This window comes from Streptomyces sp. NPDC051105 (assembly GCF_040682795.1).
Lineage (GTDB): Bacteria > Actinomycetota > Actinomycetes > Streptomycetales > Streptomycetaceae > Streptomyces.
This window is the reverse complement of the sequence record NZ_JBFBBR010000014.1, coordinates 78,635-94,170: the sequence shown is the minus strand read 5'-3', so window position 1 is coordinate 94,170 and position 15,536 is coordinate 78,635. Positions and strand designations below refer to the sequence as shown.

General features: G+C 71.5%; 12 protein-coding genes. 4 read left to right on the top strand and 8 right to left on the bottom strand.

Annotation, left to right across the window (positions count from 1 at the left end):
- Positions 1 to 62 precede the first annotated feature (62 nt).
- From AB0N16_RS30310 to rsmI, 7 genes are all read right to left on the bottom strand, one after another.
- Positions 63 to 1,865: an ABC-F family ATP-binding cassette domain-containing protein gene (locus AB0N16_RS30310; protein WP_365802160.1), complete on the bottom strand. Its 1,803-nt coding sequence runs from the start codon at positions 1,863 to 1,865 to the stop codon at positions 63 to 65.
- A 363-nt stretch (positions 1,866 to 2,228) separates the two neighbouring features.
- Positions 2,229 to 3,158: a 4-(cytidine 5'-diphospho)-2-C-methyl-D-erythritol kinase gene (locus AB0N16_RS30305; protein WP_365802158.1), complete on the bottom strand. Its 930-nt coding sequence runs from the start codon at positions 3,156 to 3,158 to the stop codon at positions 2,229 to 2,231.
- Positions 3,155 to 4,084, bottom strand: a complete 930-nt coding sequence (rsmA, locus tag AB0N16_RS30300; protein ID WP_365802156.1) for a 16S rRNA (adenine(1518)-N(6)/adenine(1519)-N(6))-dimethyltransferase RsmA — start codon at positions 4,082 to 4,084, stop codon at positions 3,155 to 3,157. The genes AB0N16_RS30305 and rsmA overlap by 4 nt, the downstream gene beginning before the upstream one ends.
- A gap of 38 nt (positions 4,085 to 4,122) precedes the next feature.
- The gene (locus tag AB0N16_RS30295; protein WP_365802154.1) at positions 4,123 to 5,622 is read right to left on the bottom strand and encodes a ubiquitin-like domain-containing protein; all 1,500 of its coding nucleotides are present in this window, start codon (positions 5,620 to 5,622) and stop codon (positions 4,123 to 4,125) included.
- Between the two features lie 157 nt (positions 5,623 to 5,779).
- Positions 5,780 to 6,682 (bottom strand): TatD family hydrolase, encoded by a 903-nt coding sequence (locus tag AB0N16_RS30290; protein WP_365802152.1) that lies wholly within the window; start codon positions 6,680 to 6,682, stop codon positions 5,780 to 5,782.
- A 47-nt stretch (positions 6,683 to 6,729) separates the two neighbouring features.
- Positions 6,730 to 7,173 (bottom strand): hypothetical protein, encoded by a 444-nt coding sequence (locus AB0N16_RS30285; protein ID WP_365802150.1) that lies wholly within the window; start codon positions 7,171 to 7,173, stop codon positions 6,730 to 6,732.
- A gap of 449 nt (positions 7,174 to 7,622) precedes the next feature.
- The gene (gene rsmI / locus AB0N16_RS30280; RefSeq protein ID WP_365802148.1) at positions 7,623 to 8,471 is read right to left on the bottom strand and encodes a 16S rRNA (cytidine(1402)-2'-O)-methyltransferase; all 849 of its coding nucleotides are present in this window, start codon (positions 8,469 to 8,471) and stop codon (positions 7,623 to 7,625) included.
- A 139-nt stretch (positions 8,472 to 8,610) separates the two neighbouring features.
- Between rsmI and AB0N16_RS30275 the strand changes: the two genes are divergently transcribed.
- The 3 genes from AB0N16_RS30275 to AB0N16_RS30265 all read left to right on the top strand — a co-directional run bounded on the left by AB0N16_RS30275 (position 8,611) and on the right by AB0N16_RS30265 (position 13,935).
- Positions 8,611 to 10,401 carry a phospholipid carrier-dependent glycosyltransferase gene (locus AB0N16_RS30275; RefSeq protein ID WP_365802146.1) on the top strand — a complete coding sequence of 597 codons (1,791 nt, stop codon included), beginning with the start codon at positions 8,611 to 8,613 and terminating at the stop codon, positions 10,399 to 10,401.
- 143 nt (positions 10,402 to 10,544) lie between these two features.
- The gene (locus AB0N16_RS30270) at positions 10,545 to 12,161 is read left to right on the top strand and encodes a penicillin-binding transpeptidase domain-containing protein (RefSeq protein WP_365802144.1); all 1,617 of its coding nucleotides are present in this window, start codon (positions 10,545 to 10,547) and stop codon (positions 12,159 to 12,161) included.
- A 103-nt stretch (positions 12,162 to 12,264) separates the two neighbouring features.
- A complete protein-coding gene (locus AB0N16_RS30265; protein WP_365802142.1) occupies positions 12,265 to 13,935 on the top strand; it encodes a penicillin-binding transpeptidase domain-containing protein in 1,671 nt (556 codons plus the stop codon).
- Positions 13,936 to 13,941: 6 nt separating this feature from the next.
- On the opposite strand, the gene AB0N16_RS30260 is transcribed toward AB0N16_RS30265, so the two are convergent.
- A complete protein-coding gene (locus AB0N16_RS30260) occupies positions 13,942 to 14,289 on the bottom strand; it encodes an SsgA family sporulation/cell division regulator (protein ID WP_365802140.1) in 348 nt (115 codons plus the stop codon).
- Between the two features lie 197 nt (positions 14,290 to 14,486).
- Here AB0N16_RS30260 and AB0N16_RS30255 point away from each other — a divergent pair, with 197 nt between their 5' ends.
- Positions 14,487 to 15,536 carry an energy-coupling factor ABC transporter permease gene (locus AB0N16_RS30255; protein ID WP_365802138.1) on the top strand — a complete coding sequence of 350 codons (1,050 nt, stop codon included), beginning with the start codon at positions 14,487 to 14,489 and terminating at the stop codon, positions 15,534 to 15,536.

The following is a 15,536-nucleotide window of genomic DNA, read 5'->3' as shown; positions in this document are numbered from 1 at the left end:
GCGCGCCCACCGGCACAGCGCACACGCCGAGTTACGCGCCGCCCGGGACCGCGCGCGCCGTGTTACGCGTCCTCCGCCAGCTCCAGCCAGCGCATCTCCAGTTCCTCGCGCTCCCCGGCCAAGTCGCGCAGCTGGGTGTCGAGTTCGGCGACCTTGGCGAAGTCCGTGGCGTTCGCGGCGATCTGGTCGTGCAGCTTGGTCTCCTTCTCGGAGACGCGGTCCAGCTGACGCTCGATCTTCTGGAGTTCCTTCTTGGCGGCGCGCTGGTCGGCGGCGCTCCGGTCGGCCGTGGGGGCTTTCGGGGCCACGGCGGTCGCGGCGGCCGTCTCCTCCATGCGCTGACGCCGCTCCAGGTACTCGTCGATGCCGCGCGGCAGCATCCGCAGGGTGGCGTCGCCGAGGAGGGCGAAGACGCGGTCCGTGGTGCGCTCCACGAAGAACCGGTCGTGGGAGATGACGATCATCGAGCCGGGCCAGCCGTCGAGGACGTCCTCCAGCTGGGTGAGGGTCTCGATGTCGAGGTCGTTGGTGGGCTCGTCGAGGAAGAGGACGTTCGGCTCGTCCATGAGCAGCCGGAGCAGCTGGAGGCGGCGGCGCTCACCGCCGGAGAGGTCGCCGACCGGCGTCCACTGCTTCTCCTTGTTGAAGCCGAACGTCTCGCACAGCTGCCCGGCGGTCATCTCGCGTCCCTTGCCGAGGTCGACGCGCTCGCGCACCCGCTGGACGGCCTCCAGGACCCGCAGGTTCGGGTCGAGTTCGGCGACCTCCTGGGAGAGGTAAGCCAGCTTGACGGTCCGGCCGACGGCGATCCGGCCGGCCGCCGGCTGCTCCTCGCCCTCGGTGCGCGCGGCCTCGGCCATGGCGCGCAGCAGCGAGGTCTTGCCGGCGCCGTTGACACCGACCAGGCCGATGCGGTCGCCGGGCCCGAGCTGCCAGGTGACGTGCTTGAGGAGCACCTTGGGCCCGGCCTGGACGGTCACGTCCTCCAGGTCGAACACGGTCTTGCCGAGCCGCGAGGAGGCGAACTTCATCAGCTCGGAGGTGTCGCGCGGCGGCGGCACGTCGGCGATCAGCTCGTTGGCGGCCTCGACCCGGAAACGGGGCTTGGAGGTACGGGCGGGAGCGCCCCGACGCAGCCAGGCGAGCTCCTTGCGGACCAGGTTCTGCCGCTTGGTCTCCTCGGTGGCCGCGATCCGCTCGCGTTCCGCGCGGGCGAAGACGTAGTCCGAGTAGCCGCCCTCGTACTCGTAGACGGCTCCGCGCTGCACGTCCCACATGCGGGTGCAGACCTGGTCGAGGAACCAGCGGTCGTGGGTGACGCAGACCAGCGCCGAGCGGCGTTCGCGCAGATGCCGGGCGAGCCAGGCGATGCCCTCGACGTCGAGGTGGTTGGTGGGCTCGTCGAGGACGAGCAGGTCCTGCTCCTCGATGAGCAGCTTGGCCAGCGCGATACGGCGCCGCTCACCGCCGGACAGCGGCCCGATGACGGTGTCCAGGCCCTTGGGGAACCCCGGCAGGTCCAGGCCGCCGAAGAGGCCGGTGAGGACGTCCCTGACCTTCGCGTTGCCCGCCCACTCGTGGTCGGCCATGTCACCGATGACCTCGTGCCGGACGGTGGCCGCCGGGTCGAGGGAGTCGTGCTGGGTGAGGACGCCGAGGCGCAGCCCGCCGGAGTGCGTGACGCGCCCGGTGTCGGCCTCCTCCAGCTTGGCGAGCATCCGGATGAGGGTGGTCTTGCCGTCGCCGTTGCGGCCCACCACGCCGATGCGGTCGCCCTCCGACACGCCGAGCGAGACGCCGTCCAGCAGGGCACGAGTGCCGTAGACCTTGCTGACGTTCTCGACATTGACCAGGTTGACGGCCATTTCACTCCTGCGCAGGGGGACGGTCAGCCTCCCAGCGTAATGCGCGCCGGGAGGCCGTCCCGCCGCGAGCGGCTTTCCGCCCGCCTGAGCGCATACCTCGGTCGAGGACGTCGCCTGGCCCGGGCAGTGCCTCGTCGAGGACTTCGCCTGGCCCGGGCAGTGCCTCGTCGAGGAGGTCGTCTGGCCCGGGCAGTCGGTCTCCGGCCATTCGCGGTGGTCGGAGACGGTGGTGACGGCCTTGGTGACGCCGCCCGCGAGACGGATCGTGACGCCGCCCTGGTCGCCGTCCCAGCGGACGCCGGCGTAGGGGGCGGGGAAGCCCGTGGCGGCCGTGCCGGTGGCGCCGGCGGCTGCGCGCTGGTGTCACGCTCCGGCGGGGGCGCCGATGTCGTGCGCCGTGGTGACGACCCTCGCGCCCGGCGCGGGCGCCGTTGCCGTGCGCACGGTGCGGCAGGTGCCGGAGGCGAGGAGCGCCCCGGACACCTTCTCCGCCGACGCGGTGTCGCGGACCAGGAACGCCGTCGTGGGCCCGGAGCCGGAGACCAGCGCCGTGAGGGCACCGGCCGTGCGCCCCGCGTCGAGCGTCTCCGCGAGCTCCGGGAAGAGCGAGAGCGCGGCCGGCTGGAGATCGTTGGAGACGGCGGCGGCGAGCGCGTCCGGGTCGCCCTTGGCGAGCGCGTCCAGGAGAGCGCGGGAGGCGACGGGCTCGGGGATGTCGAGGCCCTCGGCGAGCCGGTCGAACTCGCGGAAGACGGCCGGGGTGGACAGCCCGCGTCCGGCCATCGCGAACACCCAGTGGAAGGTGCCGCCGACCTCCAGGGCGGTGAGCCGTTCGCCGCGCCCGGTGCCGAGGGCGGCGCCGCCGACCAGGCTGAAGGGCACGTCGCTGCCCAGATCGGCGCAGATGGCGAGGAGTTCGGCGCGCGAGGCGCCCGCGCGCCAGAGCTCGTTGCACGCGAGCAGCGCGGCCGCCCCGTCCGCGCTCCCCCCGGCCATGCCGCCGGCGACCGGGATGTCCTTGGCGATGTGGAGGTGCACGGCCGGGTCGATGCCCCGGCGCTCGGCGAGCGCGAGCGCGGCGCGCGCGGCGAGGTTGGTGCGGTCCAGCGGTACCTGGTCGGCGTCCGTGCCCTCGCAGGTGATGCTCAGCTCGTCGGCGGGCGTGACCGTGACCTCGTCGTACAGGCCGACGGCGAGGAAGACGTTGGCGAGGTCGTGGAAGCCGTCGGGGCGGGCGGCGCCCACCGCGAGCTGGACGTTGACCTTGGCGGGAACGCGTACCGTGACGCTCACTTGCCGGACTCCTCTGTCGGGGACGCGGACCGCCGCACGGCGGCCGTCTGATGCTGTGCCCCCTGCGGGGACGCGGCCTCGGCGATCCGCGCGAACTCCTCCACCGTCAGCGACTCCCCCCGCGCCTGCGGCGAGACCCCGGCGGCGACGAGGGCCGTCTCCGCTGCCGCCGCCGACCCGGCCCAGCCGGCGAGCGCCGCCCGGAGGGTCTTGCGCCGCTGTGCGAACGCCGCGTCGACGACCGCGAAGACCTCGCGCTTCGACGCCGTCGTCCTCAGCGGCTCCGCGCGCCGGACGAGGGAGACGAGCCCGCTGTCGACGTTCGGGGCGGGCCAGAAGACGTTGCGCCCGATGGATCCGGCGCGCTTCACGTCGGCGTACCAGTTGGCCTTGACGGACGGCACGCCGTACACCTTCGAACCGGGCGGGGCGGCGAGCCGGTCGGCGACCTCGGCCTGCACCATCACCAGCGTCCGTTCGATGCTCGGGAAGGTGTCGAGCATGTGGAGGAGGACGGGGACGGCGACGTTGTAGGGGAGGTTCGCGACGAGCGCGGTGGGCGGGGGGCCGGGCAGTTCGGTGACGTGCATCGCGTCGGAGTGGACCAGCGCGAACCGGTCCGCGCGCGCCGGCATGCGCGCCGTGACCGTCGCGGGCAGCGCGCCCGCCAGCACGTCGTCGATCTCCACCGCGGTCACTCGGTCGGCCGCCTCGAGGAGCGCGAGGGTGAGGGACCCGAGTCCCGGGCCGACCTCGACGACGACGTCGTCCGGGCGGACCTCGGCGGTGCGGACGATACGGCGGACCGTGTTGGCGTCGATCACGAAGTTCTGGCCGCGCTGCTTGGTGGGGCGTACACCGAGCGCGGCCGCGAGTTCACGGATGTCGGCCGGGCCGAGGAGGGCGTCGGGGAGGGGGCTGCTCACGGGACAAGGGTACGGGCCGCCGGGATCCGGCCCGCCGGTCACCCGTGCAGCCGTGCCCCGCAGTGCGGCCAGGGCGTGGAGCCGCGTTTCGTGTAGAGCTTCTTCGCACGGAACGTCTGCTCCTCGGCCGGCGCGTCCTGCGGGCGCCCGCTGCCGCCAAGGCTGTGCCAGGTGTGCGTGTCGAACTGGTACAGCCCGCCGTACGTCCCGGAGGGATCCACCGCGGCCGCGCGGCCGCCGGACTCGCAGACGGCGAGACCGTGCCAGTTGAGGCCGTCGGCGCCCTTCACGGAGTCCGGGTGCGGCTTGGTGCCGACCTTGACGAGTTGGGCGCTCGGCTCGCGGACCACCTCGGACCGCTCGCGGCGCGGCTTCTGCCGGACCCCGTTGACGGTCCGCAGGTAGTACGTGACCCGGCGCAGTCCGGGCCGCCCGGTCCGCTCGACCACCTCGGTGCCCTTGAACACAGTGGGGTCCGCCGTCCGCCGCACCTCGAAGGGGATGGTCTCCTCGCGCACCTCCTTGCCGTCGGTGACCCGCAGCACGGTCACCGTCTGCCCGTCGCGCGGGAAGCCGGCCAGCGGCACGGAGGTGGTGTCCTGGCCGTGCAGGGTGACCCCGGCCTCCTCGACAGCCTCGTGGACGGTCGCGGCGTTGGTGCGGATGGTGCGGGTCCGCCCGTCCGCCAGGATCGTGACCGTGCGCTCGGTGCGCACGTCAAGCGCGAGCCCGGCGCGTCCGATGCTCTGGGAGCGCGAGGCCGATAGGTACGCGCCCTCGGCACGCACCCCCAGTTGGGTGAGCGCCCCCTCGACCGTGCGCGCCGTCGTCCACACCTCGCGCCGCTGGCCGTCCAGGGTGAGCCGCACGGGGCGGCCGTAGCGCACCGCGACCTCGTCGCCGCTGGCCAGTGCCGCGTCGGCGGCCGGCGCCACCACGTCGTGCGTGCCCACCCGCACACCTTCGTCGGCGAGCAGTTCGGTCACGTCGTCCGCGAACGTGTGCAGGATGCGCGGCCTGCCGTCGACGGTCAGCTCGATGGCCTTGTCCTTGGCAAGGAACGCGGTGGTGCCACCGGCGAGGAAGGCGACGACCAGCGCCTGCGGCAGCAGACGGCGCACGGCGGAATCCGGGCGCTGGGTGTACCGAGCCTTCCGCCGTCGCGCGGCACGCCGCCCCGCCACGGCACCCACTCCCGATTCGCGCGCCCCGCTTTCCGGCGCGCGCCCGCTCTGTCGCGGAAGCACCGGCTCGCCGGGCTCACCCGCATACGCCTGCGCGTGCCCCAGCGGCGCGCCCCGGGCCCCCGCCCCCGCCCCCGCCCCCGCCCCCGCCGAGACCTCGTACGCCGGCCGATACGTGTCACCCCCGTAGGCGGCCACGCCGTATCCCTGCGTCACGGCGTCGTGCACGCCGGGCACCGGCACCACCGGCGCGCCGTACACGCCCTGCTCCCCGTGCGCGCCACCTCCACCGTGCGCCCCCGGCGCGCCGTAGGGGTCGTACGCCTCAAACATCTCGTACTGCGATGTGCTCACGCCGACACGCTCCAGAGGGCCAGAGGGGTCCGGATCGGGCCCCCAGAACCTAGCGGAGCACCGGTCACTCTCCAAGGCGGCTTGACTACGCAGAGTCGCGATCGGGCCCAAGCCGTGGCCGAGCGAGCGTTATGCGTCAGTTATGATCGATACACCCTCAGTAATCGAAGGCGCGGGCCGTGTTCGCTCCCAGGGCTGTCGCCAGCGCGTCCTCGTCGATGCCTCGCACGGCGGCCATCGCGCGCACCGTGACCGGAATGAGATACGGGGCGTTGGGCCGTCCGCGGTACGGCACCGGGGTCAGGAAGGGCGCGTCGGTCTCCACGAGGACCAGCTCCAGCGGAGCGACGGCGAGTGCGTCGCGGAGGTTCTGGGCGTTCTTGAAGGTGACGTTGCCGGCGAAGGACATGAAGTAGCCCTCGCGGGCGCACACCTCGGCCATCTCGGCGTCCCCGGAGTAGCAGTGGAACACCGTCCGCTCGGGGGCACCCTCCTCCTTGAGGACGCGCAGCACGTCGGCGTGGGCGTCGCGGTCGTGGATGACGAGGGTCTTGCCGTGCCGCTTGGCGATCTCGATGTGGGCGCGGAAGGAACGCTCCTGGGCGGCCTTGCCCTCGGGCCCGGTACGGAAGTAGTCGAGGCCGGTCTCACCGACGCCCTTCACCTGGGGCAGCCCGGCCAGCCGGTCGATCGCGGCGAGCGCCTCGTCCAGGGCCGCGTCCCCGCCCGCCGCACGGGCACCTTGCCGGGACCAGCCGTCGGGGTCGCCGTGGACGATACGCGGGGCCTCGTTCGGGTGCAGGGCGACCGTCGCGTGGACGTTCGCGTGCGCGGCCGCCGTCTCGGCCGCCCACCGGGAGCCCTTGAGGTCGCAGCCGACCTGGACGACGGTCGTCACGCCCACCGAGGCGGCCTTCGCGAGGCCCTCCTCGACCGTGCCGGACTGCATGTCGAGGTGGGTGTGGGAGTCGGCGACCGGCACCCGGAGGGGTTCCGGGAGCGGCGGCGCCGCGTTCTTGTCGGCCGCGGCGGACGCGTTCGCGGAGGCGTTCGAAGGCATGCCCCGATCCTACGAAAGGGGCACACCCCGCCGGACCCGCGCCCGGGTCAGCTCGCCTTGCGCTGGAACGGATGCAGGAGATCGGACAGCTGCCAGTGGTGGTGCGCCTTGACCTGCGCGGAGCCCTCCGTCGCCGCCGCGGGACCGGTCTCGGCTTCCTCGGCCTCCTCGGCCACCTCGTCCCGGCCGCCCTGCACCGGTCGCCGGGACGACTGGGCCGCGCTGCGCACCGACGAGACCTGCCCCGCGCGCATGATCCGCACGACCTGGCCGTCGCAGTTCTGGCACGCGGGCCGGCTCAGCGGGGACGGGACGACCTGGCCGTTCGCCACATACATGACGAACTCGTGGTTCTCCGCGTCCGTGTGGTGCTCTATCTCGTACGACTGCTCCCAGCCGTGCCCGCATCGCATGCAGGCGAAGGAATACGACTCGTGAACGACGGCTGTGGCCGCACCGCGGAGGCCGGTCTGCCCTGCGATCTCACTCATGCCAGCTCCTCTTGTCCGCTGGACAAGCACCCCGGTTGCCGGGATTCCCCCCGGAATCCCATGGAGGTGAGGGACGGACGTCCCTGCTGACCAGTGGACGCCTTCACCGGCGCGAATGCGACGGGCCTGCCGAGTGTTGGATGCGATTTGGATTCTGCTTGCCAAATCGGCCTTGTCGCACAGGGCTGGGCTTTGCGTTTCCGGCCCTTGCTTTACCGTTGCGTGGGGCGCGCGCTCAGAGGAGACGCGCCCCGCTCAGAGGACACATCACCGCAGGTCAGGGGCGCACGCCCAGAACAAGAGCGACGCGCTCGAGGATCAAGGGCGCCCCCTTCGAAACCCCGGCCCCGAGGCGCCCCACCAGAGGCGCGGGGCACCGCGCGGCCGGCCCCCACCGACCCGCACACGACCGCACAAGAGCAACCATGACGGCGCTGCCGAAACCGCCCTCACCCCTCCGCACGCTTCGCCGCCACCACCGCGTCGAACACGACCCGCTTCGGAATCCCCGCGTCCACCGCCACCGCCGCGATGGCCTCTTTCCGGCGTTCACCCGCCTCCTCCCGCACCCGCACCCGCCGTACGAGTTCCGTCGCGTCGAGTTCCTCGGGCCCGCGCTCGGGGGCGCCCTCGACGACGACGGTGATCTCGCCGCGCACCCCGTCGGCCGCCCACACCGCGAGCTCGGCCAGCGGGCCGCGCCGTACCTCCTCGTACGTCTTGGTCAGCTCACGGCAGACGGCGGCCCGGCGCTCGGCGCCGAAGACCTCGGCCATGGCGGCGAGGGTGTCGTCGAGGCGGTGCGGGGCCTCGAAGTAGACGAGGGTGCGGCGTTCCTCGGCGTTCTCCTGGAGCCGGGAGCGGCGTTCGCCCGCCTTGCGCGGCAGGAACCCCTCGAAGCAGAACCGGTCGACGGGCAGCCCGGACAGCGCGAGCGCGGTGAGCACCGCGGACGGCCCCGGGACCGCGGTGACGCGGATCTCCTTCTCCACGGCGGCCGCGACCAGCCGGTAGCCGGGGTCGGAGACGGAGGGCATCCCGGCGTCGGTCACGAGCAGCACGCGCGCGCCGCCGACGAGTTCCTCGACCAGCTCGGGCGTGCGGGCGGCCTCGTTGCCCTCGAAGTACGACACCACGCGCCCCTTGGGCGTGACACCGAGCGCCTGGGTGAGCCACCGCAGCCGCCGGGTGTCCTCGGCCGCGATCACGTCGGCGCCGGTCAGCTCCGCCGCGAGCCGGGGCGGCGCGTCCGCTACATCGCCGATGGGGGTGCCTGCGAGGACAAGGGTTCCAGTCACGCCTCCATCCTCGCAGCAGCCACCGACAGGGCCGTCCCCCAGCACGGTCCCCCGCGAACCGCGGCGTCGATCGCAAAGGAAACCACCTCTAAGCCCCATTGCACGGGACTCACACAGAACGGTTCCCTACGATGGCGCGGTGACCAGTACCGCGTCCTCCACGGACACCCGGCAGGGCCAGGCAGCGCTCGACGAGCAGCCGGCGTGGCAGCAGCGGCTGCGCCGCTTCGGCTACCCGGCGATGCCGGCGCACACGGCGCACACCACCGGAGGCAGAAGCGCCGCGGGCGCCGGCGCGGGCGCCGATGTCGTCGACCGGCTGGTCCCGCCGTACGCCGAGCCCAGCTCCCGGCTGTGGCTCGGCCTGGGCGTGCCCCCGGCGCTCGCCGAGCGGATCACGCGCTGGTCCGGTTGGGGCGGCCCCCTCCTGGTGACGCTGATGGCGGGCCTGCTGCGGTTCTGGAACCTGGGCAGCCCCAAGGCGGTGATATTCGACGAGACGTACTACGCGAAGGACGCGTGGGCGCTCGTCCACCGCGGTTTCGAGGTCAACTGGGACAAGAACGCCAACGATCTGATCCTGCAGGCGAACGGCCATGTCACGGTCCCGGCGGACGCGGCGTACGTCGTGCACCCGCCGGTCGGCAAGTACGTCATCGGGCTCGGGGAGCTGATCTTCGGCTTCAACCCGTTCGGCTGGCGCTTCATGACGGCGCTCCTCGGCACGCTGAGCGTGCTGCTGCTGTGCCGGATCGGGCGCCGGATGTTCCGGTCCACCTTCCTGGGCTGCCTGGCGGGCGGCCTGATGGCGGTGGACGGGCTGCACTTCGTGATGAGCCGCACCTCGCTGCTCGACGGCGTGCTGATGTTCTTCGTGCTGGCCGCGTTCGGCTGCCTGGTCATCGACCGGGACAGGGCACGGGAGAGACTCGCGGCCGCGCTGCCTCCCGACGCGGAGGGCCGGATCCGCCCCGACGCGCGCGTGGCCGACGGTTTCCGCTTCGGCCGGCGCCCCTGGCGCTGGGCTGCGGGTGTGCTGCTGGGCCTGGCGATCGGCACCAAGTGGAACGGTCTCTACATCCTGGCCGCGTTCTGCCTGATGGCGCTCCTGTGGGACGTCGGCGCCCGCAAGGTGGCCGGGGCCCGGCACCCGTACAAGGCGGTCCTCAAGTACGACACGGGGATCACGTTCCTGGCGACGGTCCCGGTGGCGATCGCCGTCTACCTGACGTCCTGGATCGGCTGGATCCTGTCCCCGACCGACGGCAGCGGCGGCTACTTCCGCAACTGGGCGGCCACCGACGGCAAGGGCGGCGACTGGACGTTCCTGCCGGACTGGCTGCGCAGCCTGTGGCACTACGAGCACGAGGTGTACCTCTTCCACGTCGGCCTCTCGTCGCCGCACACCTACATGTCCAACCCGTGGTCCTGGCTGGTGCTGGGCCGCCCGGTGTCGTACTTCTACGAGTCGCCCTCACCCGGTGCGGACGGCTGCCCGTCGGACGCCGGGGGGAAGTGCGCCCGTGAGGTGCTGGCGATCGGCACACCGCTGCTGTGGTGGGCGGCCTGCTTCGCGATCCTGTACGTCCTGTGGCGGTGGGCGTTCCGCCGTGACTGGCGGGCGGGCGCCATCGCCTGTGGCATCGCGGCCGGTTACCTGCCCTGGTTCATGTACCAGGAGCGCACGATCTTCCTCTTCTACGCCGTCGTCTTCGTGCCGTTCCTGTGTCTCGCGGTGGCGATGATGATCGGCGCGATCATCGGCCCGCCGGGCTCCAGCGACACCCGCCGGCTGATCGGCGCGTCGGGTGCCGGCGTACTCGTCCTGCTGATCGCCTGGAACTTCATCTACTTCTGGCCGCTGTACACGGGCACGGCGATCCCGATCGATTCCTGGCGTTCACGGATGTGGCTCGATACCTGGGTGTGAGCCACATCTCTGATCTCTCTTCAGGCAACAATGAGTCAACACCTGACACTGGGCCCTCACAACCGCCTACAGTGCGCATCAAAGCCAGCTTTTGAACGCGTTCACAAAATGCGGCGAAAGCGCACGGGGAGGGGATACGCGTTATGCGCAAGGGGGTCAAGGCGGCCATAGTCGGCAGCGTCTGCACCGTGATGGTGGGCGGAGCCGGATACGGCGCCTACAACGTGCTGTCGGCGGTGCGCGGCGACGGCGGTGGCACACCGGCCGTACGGACCGGGCCGCCCACCACGGACGAGATCAAGGACACCACGCGGAAGTTCTTCGCGGCCTGGGAGAAGGGCGAGTCGGTGACCGCGGCGTCGTACACGAACAACTCCGCCGACGCCGAACCGGTGCTCACCTCCTTCAGCGCCACCGCGCACATCAAGGACGTGCACATCACGCCCGGCAAGGCGAGAGGAGCCACCGTGCCGTTCAGCGTGAAGGGGACGGTGGCCTACGACGGGAAGTCGAAAACACTCGCCTACAGGAGCACGTTGACGGTCGTGCGCGGCGAGACCACGCACCGCGCGCTCGTCGACTGGCAGCCGTCCGTGGTCCATCCGCAGCTCAGACGCGGCGACACGCTGGCCACCGGTGAGGCGTCGAGCCCGCCGATCGAGGCCGTGGACCGCAACGGCACGGTCCTCAGCAAGGACAAGTACCCGTCCCTGGGGCCGATCCTGGACGAGCTGCGCAGCCGCTACGGCGACAAGGCGGGCGGCACCCCGGGCGTGGAACTGGTGATCCAGCACGCGTCCCAGGAGTCCGCCGACACCACCCTGCTGACGCTCGCGGCGGGCCGGGCGGGCAAGCTGCGCACGACGCTCGACGCGCGCGTGCAGGCCGCCGCCGAGTCAGCGGTGACGAAGTACGCCGAGTCGTCGGTGGTGGCCGTCAAGCCCAGCACCGGCGAGGTGCTCGCGGTCGCCAACCACCGTGAGGACGGATTCAACGCGGCCTTCCTGGGCGAGCTGGCACCCGGCTCCACCATGAAGATCATCAGCGCGGCCACCCTCATCGACACCGGGATCACCACGATGAACGGCCCGGCACCCTGCCCGCCGACCGCGACCTGGCAGAGCCAGACCTTCAGCAACCTCAAGGGACTTCAGCCGGATCTGAAGGCCACCCTCTCGGACAGCTTCGCGCGGTCCTGCAACACGGCGTTCGTGAAGTACGCGGACTCCGTCCAGGTCGACTCGCTCACCAAGGAGGCCGAGGAGGGCTTCGGGCTCGGGCGCAACGACTGGAAGGTCGGCATCCCGAGCTTCGACGGACGCGTCCCCGCCTCCGGCGGTCCGGACACCGCGGCCAACCTCATCGGCCAGGGCCAGGTGCAGATGAGCCCGCTGAACATGGCGTCGGTGACGGCGACCGCGATGACGGGAACCTTCCACCAGCCGGTGCTCGTCTCACAGAAGCTGGACGGCCGCGACCTGGCCACCGCCAAGGGCCTGTCGGCCAACACGGTCGGCCAGCTGCGCTCCATGATGAACCGCACCGCCACCAGCGGCACCGCGGCCGGGGTGATGAGCGGACTGCACGGCAGCATCGGCGCCAAGACGGGTTCGGCGGAGGTCGACGGACAGTCCAAGTCGAACAGCTGGTTCGCCGGTTACCGCGACGACGTCGCGGCGGCGGCCATGACCCAGGACGGCGGTCACGGCATCGACGCGGCCGGTCCGATTGTCGCAAGCGTGCTACGGATCGGTGGCTGAAGTCACTCCCACAGGCCGGGACTCTAGGCTGTTGCAGTCGTTGGGGTGCGTGAGGGCTACGGGGCGGCGGGGGCCCTGGGGAAGTGCGCGGAGGGACTGAGCTGTGGGCAAGAGAAGGCGCGTCGTCGAACGGCGGAAGAAGAAGAGACCCGCCGTCATCGTCGGGGTGATCGCCGTCGTCGTCGGCGGCGCCGGCTTCGGCGGCTACGCGCTGTACGGCGGCGGAGCGGCCGACGCGGCGTCGAAGACGCCGGCCGCCAAGCCCGTCAAGACCGGACCGTTGTCGGCGACCGAGGTGCAGACGACGGCGCGAACCTTCCTGACGTCCTGGCAGCAGGGCAAGGTCACGCAGGCCGCAGCCGTCACGGACGACGCCAAGGCCTGCATCACGCTGCTCACCGGCTACGCCAAGAACGCCCACGTCAAGGACGTCACGCTCACCGAGGGCACCCGCACCGGCGCCAAGGTCCCGTTCTCCGTGAAGGCGACGGTGTCCTACAAGGGCGTCAGCAAGCCGCTGTCGTACGACTCCTCGTTCAGCGTCGTCCGGCGCACCAGCGACGGCAAGCCGGTGGTCGACTGGCACGCCGCGGTCGTCCACCCGGACCTCGCGGACGGCGACACCCTGGCGACCGGCGAGTCCGGCACTCCGCCCATCAAGGCCCTGGACCGTGACGGCGGGGAGATCACCACCGCCAAGTACCCGTCACTGGGCACGGTCCTGGACGGGCTGCGGGAGAAGTTCGGCAAGAAGGCCGGCGGCAAGGCGGGCGTCGAACTGCGCGTGGTGCGCGGCAAGGCGTCCGAGAAGGCGAAGCTGTCCGACAAGACCCTCCTGGAGCTCAGCAAGGGCACGCCTGGCACGGTGAAGACGACGCTCAGCCCGACCCTCCAGGCGGCCGCCGAGAAGCAGGTCACCACGCAGAAGAACGCCTCGGTCGTCGTGATGCGCCCGTCGACCGGCGAGATCTACGCCGTGGCCAACTCCAGCCACGGCTTCAACGTGGCCTTCCAGGGCTCGCTGGCCCCCGGTTCCACGATGAAGATCGTCACCTCGACGATGCTGTTCGAGAAGGGGCTGATCACCCCGGACGCCTCCCACCCCTGCCCCAAGACGTACAAGCTGGCCGGGTGGACGTTCCACAACGACGACGACTCCGAGATCAAGAAGGGCACGTTCAAGATGGCCTTCGGGGCGTCCTGCAACAACGCCTTCATCAATTTCGCGCCCAAGCTGTCCAACAGCGACCTGACGACCGAGGCGCAGCAGGTCTACGGCCTCGGCATGAACAACTGGGCCATCGGCGTCCCGACCTTCGACGGCTCGGTCCCGGTGCAGAGCGGCGCGCAGATGGGCGCCTCGCTGATCGGGCAGGGCGGAGTGCGCATGAACCCGCTGAACATGGCGTCGGTGGCGTCCACCGTCGAGACGGGTGTCTTCCACCAGCCGTACCTGGTCTCCCCCTCGGTCGACGACCGGACCGTCGCCAAGGCCTCGCGCACGATGTCCGCGAAGACCCAGTCCGAGCTGAAGGAGGTCATGCAGTACACGGCCGCGTACGGTACGGCCGCCAAGGCGATGGCCGGTCTCGGCCCGGACTACGGCGCCAAGACGGGCTCGGCCGAGGTCGACGGGCAGAAGAAGCCCAATGGCTGGTTCACGGCGTACAAGGGCGATCTGGTGGGCGCGGGCGTGGTCCAGGCGGGCGGCCACGGCGGCGACACGGCCGGGCCGATCGTGGCGGCGCTGCTGAAGCTGGGGTCGTCGCTGTAGGCGGCGCTAGCCGGCCACAGGGGTGCTCATGTAGGTGCGCCTGAGGAAGCGCAGCAGCGCCTTCGACTCGAACTGCACCACCGACGTGCCGTGGTCGGAGTGGAACTCCACCACGGCCTGCACCCGGCCCAGCGGCCACACCCGTACGTCACCGCTCGCCGCCGGAGCCCTGAGTCCCTGCTCCAGCAGCGCGCGCGAGAACGTCCACTCGTCCGTCCCGGGCAGGCCGACGCGCACCGAGCGCGGATCGTCTTCGGGGTCGTAGCGCAGGACGACGGGCACCGCACCCGGATCTACCGGCACGTCCTCGTCCGTGACGATGTGGGCTCGCGCATACTGCTCGACTACAGACATCGGACTGCCCTTTACGCTCCGTTACCTTTGCGAAAGCTGTGCATCCGCTTCTCTCCAATGTCGCACATATTCCGGATTGTGCTTGCGGAGGTCGTGGTATTTTCCGCGCCCCCGGGGCGCCCCGATGTGCCTCGGTGCGCGCTACACGACTCTCTCGCTCTTGCAAAAGCTTCGCAACAACCGCTTAAAATCGAGTGGTGCATGTACCTGACGGATTCATCGACGCCCCCACCTCGGCGGTCACCGCGGTGGTCGCGGCCGGCGCCCTCGCCGTGAGCCTGCGCGGCGCCCGCCGTGAACTCGACGAGCGCACGGCGCCGCTCGCCGGCCTGGTGTCGGCGTTCATCTTCGCCGTACAGATGCTCAACTTCCCCGTCGCGGCCGGAACAAGCGGCCATCTCCTGGGCGGAGCGCTGGCCGCGATACTCGTCGGCCCCTATACCGGCGTCCTGTGCGTGTCCGTGGTCCTGCTGATGCAGGGCATCCTGTTCGCGGACGGCGGCCTGACCGCGCTCGGCGTGAACATCACGGACATGGCGATCGTGACGACCGTCGTCGCGTACGCCGTCTTCCGGGGCCTGCTGAAGGTCCTGCCGCGCACCCGGCGTTCGGTGACCGCCGCCTCCTTCGTCGCCGCCCTGCTCTCCGTCCCGGCCGCCTCCGTCGCCTTCACGCTCCTCTACGCGATCGGCGGCACCACCGACGTGTCCATCGGCAAGGTGGCCACCGCCATGATCGGTGTGCACGTCCTCATCGGCATCGGCGAGGCCGCGATCACCGCGCTCACGGTCGGCGCCGTCATCGCCGTACGCCCTGACCTGGTGTACGGGGCGCGCGAGCTGCGGCAAGGGCTGAAGTTGCGCGTGAACGGCGTGCTGGTGGACGCGCCCCCGTCGCAGCCGGCGCCCACGGCGCCCGTGGCAGCGCGCACCTCGCGGCGCGCGCTGTGGATCACGGGGCTCGCCACCTCCCTGGTGCTCGCCGGGTTCGTCAGCTTCTACGCCTCCGCCGACCCGGACGGTCTGGAGAAGGTCGCCCACGACAGGGGCATCGACGTGAAGGCGGAGGAGCATGCCGCCGCCGACTCCCCACTCGCCGACTACGGCGTCAAGGACATCTCCGACGCCCGCCTCTCCGGCGGCCTCGCGGGCGTCATCGGTGTCGGCGTGACCGTCGTCGCGGGCAGCACGGTGTTCTGGGCGGTGCGCCGGCGCCGGGGCGCCGAAGAACCGTCCCGGGCGCTCTGA

Excerpts from the sequence above, each read along its gene's own strand:
- AB0N16_RS30310 (WP_365802160.1), bottom strand. The coding sequence starts at position 1,865 with ATGGCCGTCAACCTGGTCAATGTCGAGAACGTCAGCAAGGTCTACGGC.
- AB0N16_RS30285 (WP_365802150.1), bottom strand. The coding sequence starts at position 7,173 with ATGAGTGAGATCGCAGGGCAGACCGGCCTCCGCGGTGCGGCCACAGCC.
- AB0N16_RS30260 (WP_365802140.1), bottom strand. The coding sequence starts at position 14,289 with ATGTCTGTAGTCGAGCAGTATGCGCGAGCCCACATCGTCACGGACGAG.
- AB0N16_RS30270 (WP_365802144.1), top strand. The coding sequence starts at position 10,545 with ATGCGCAAGGGGGTCAAGGCGGCCATAGTCGGCAGCGTCTGCACCGTG.
- AB0N16_RS30290 (WP_365802152.1), bottom strand. The coding sequence starts at position 6,682 with ATGCCTTCGAACGCCTCCGCGAACGCGTCCGCCGCGGCCGACAAGAAC.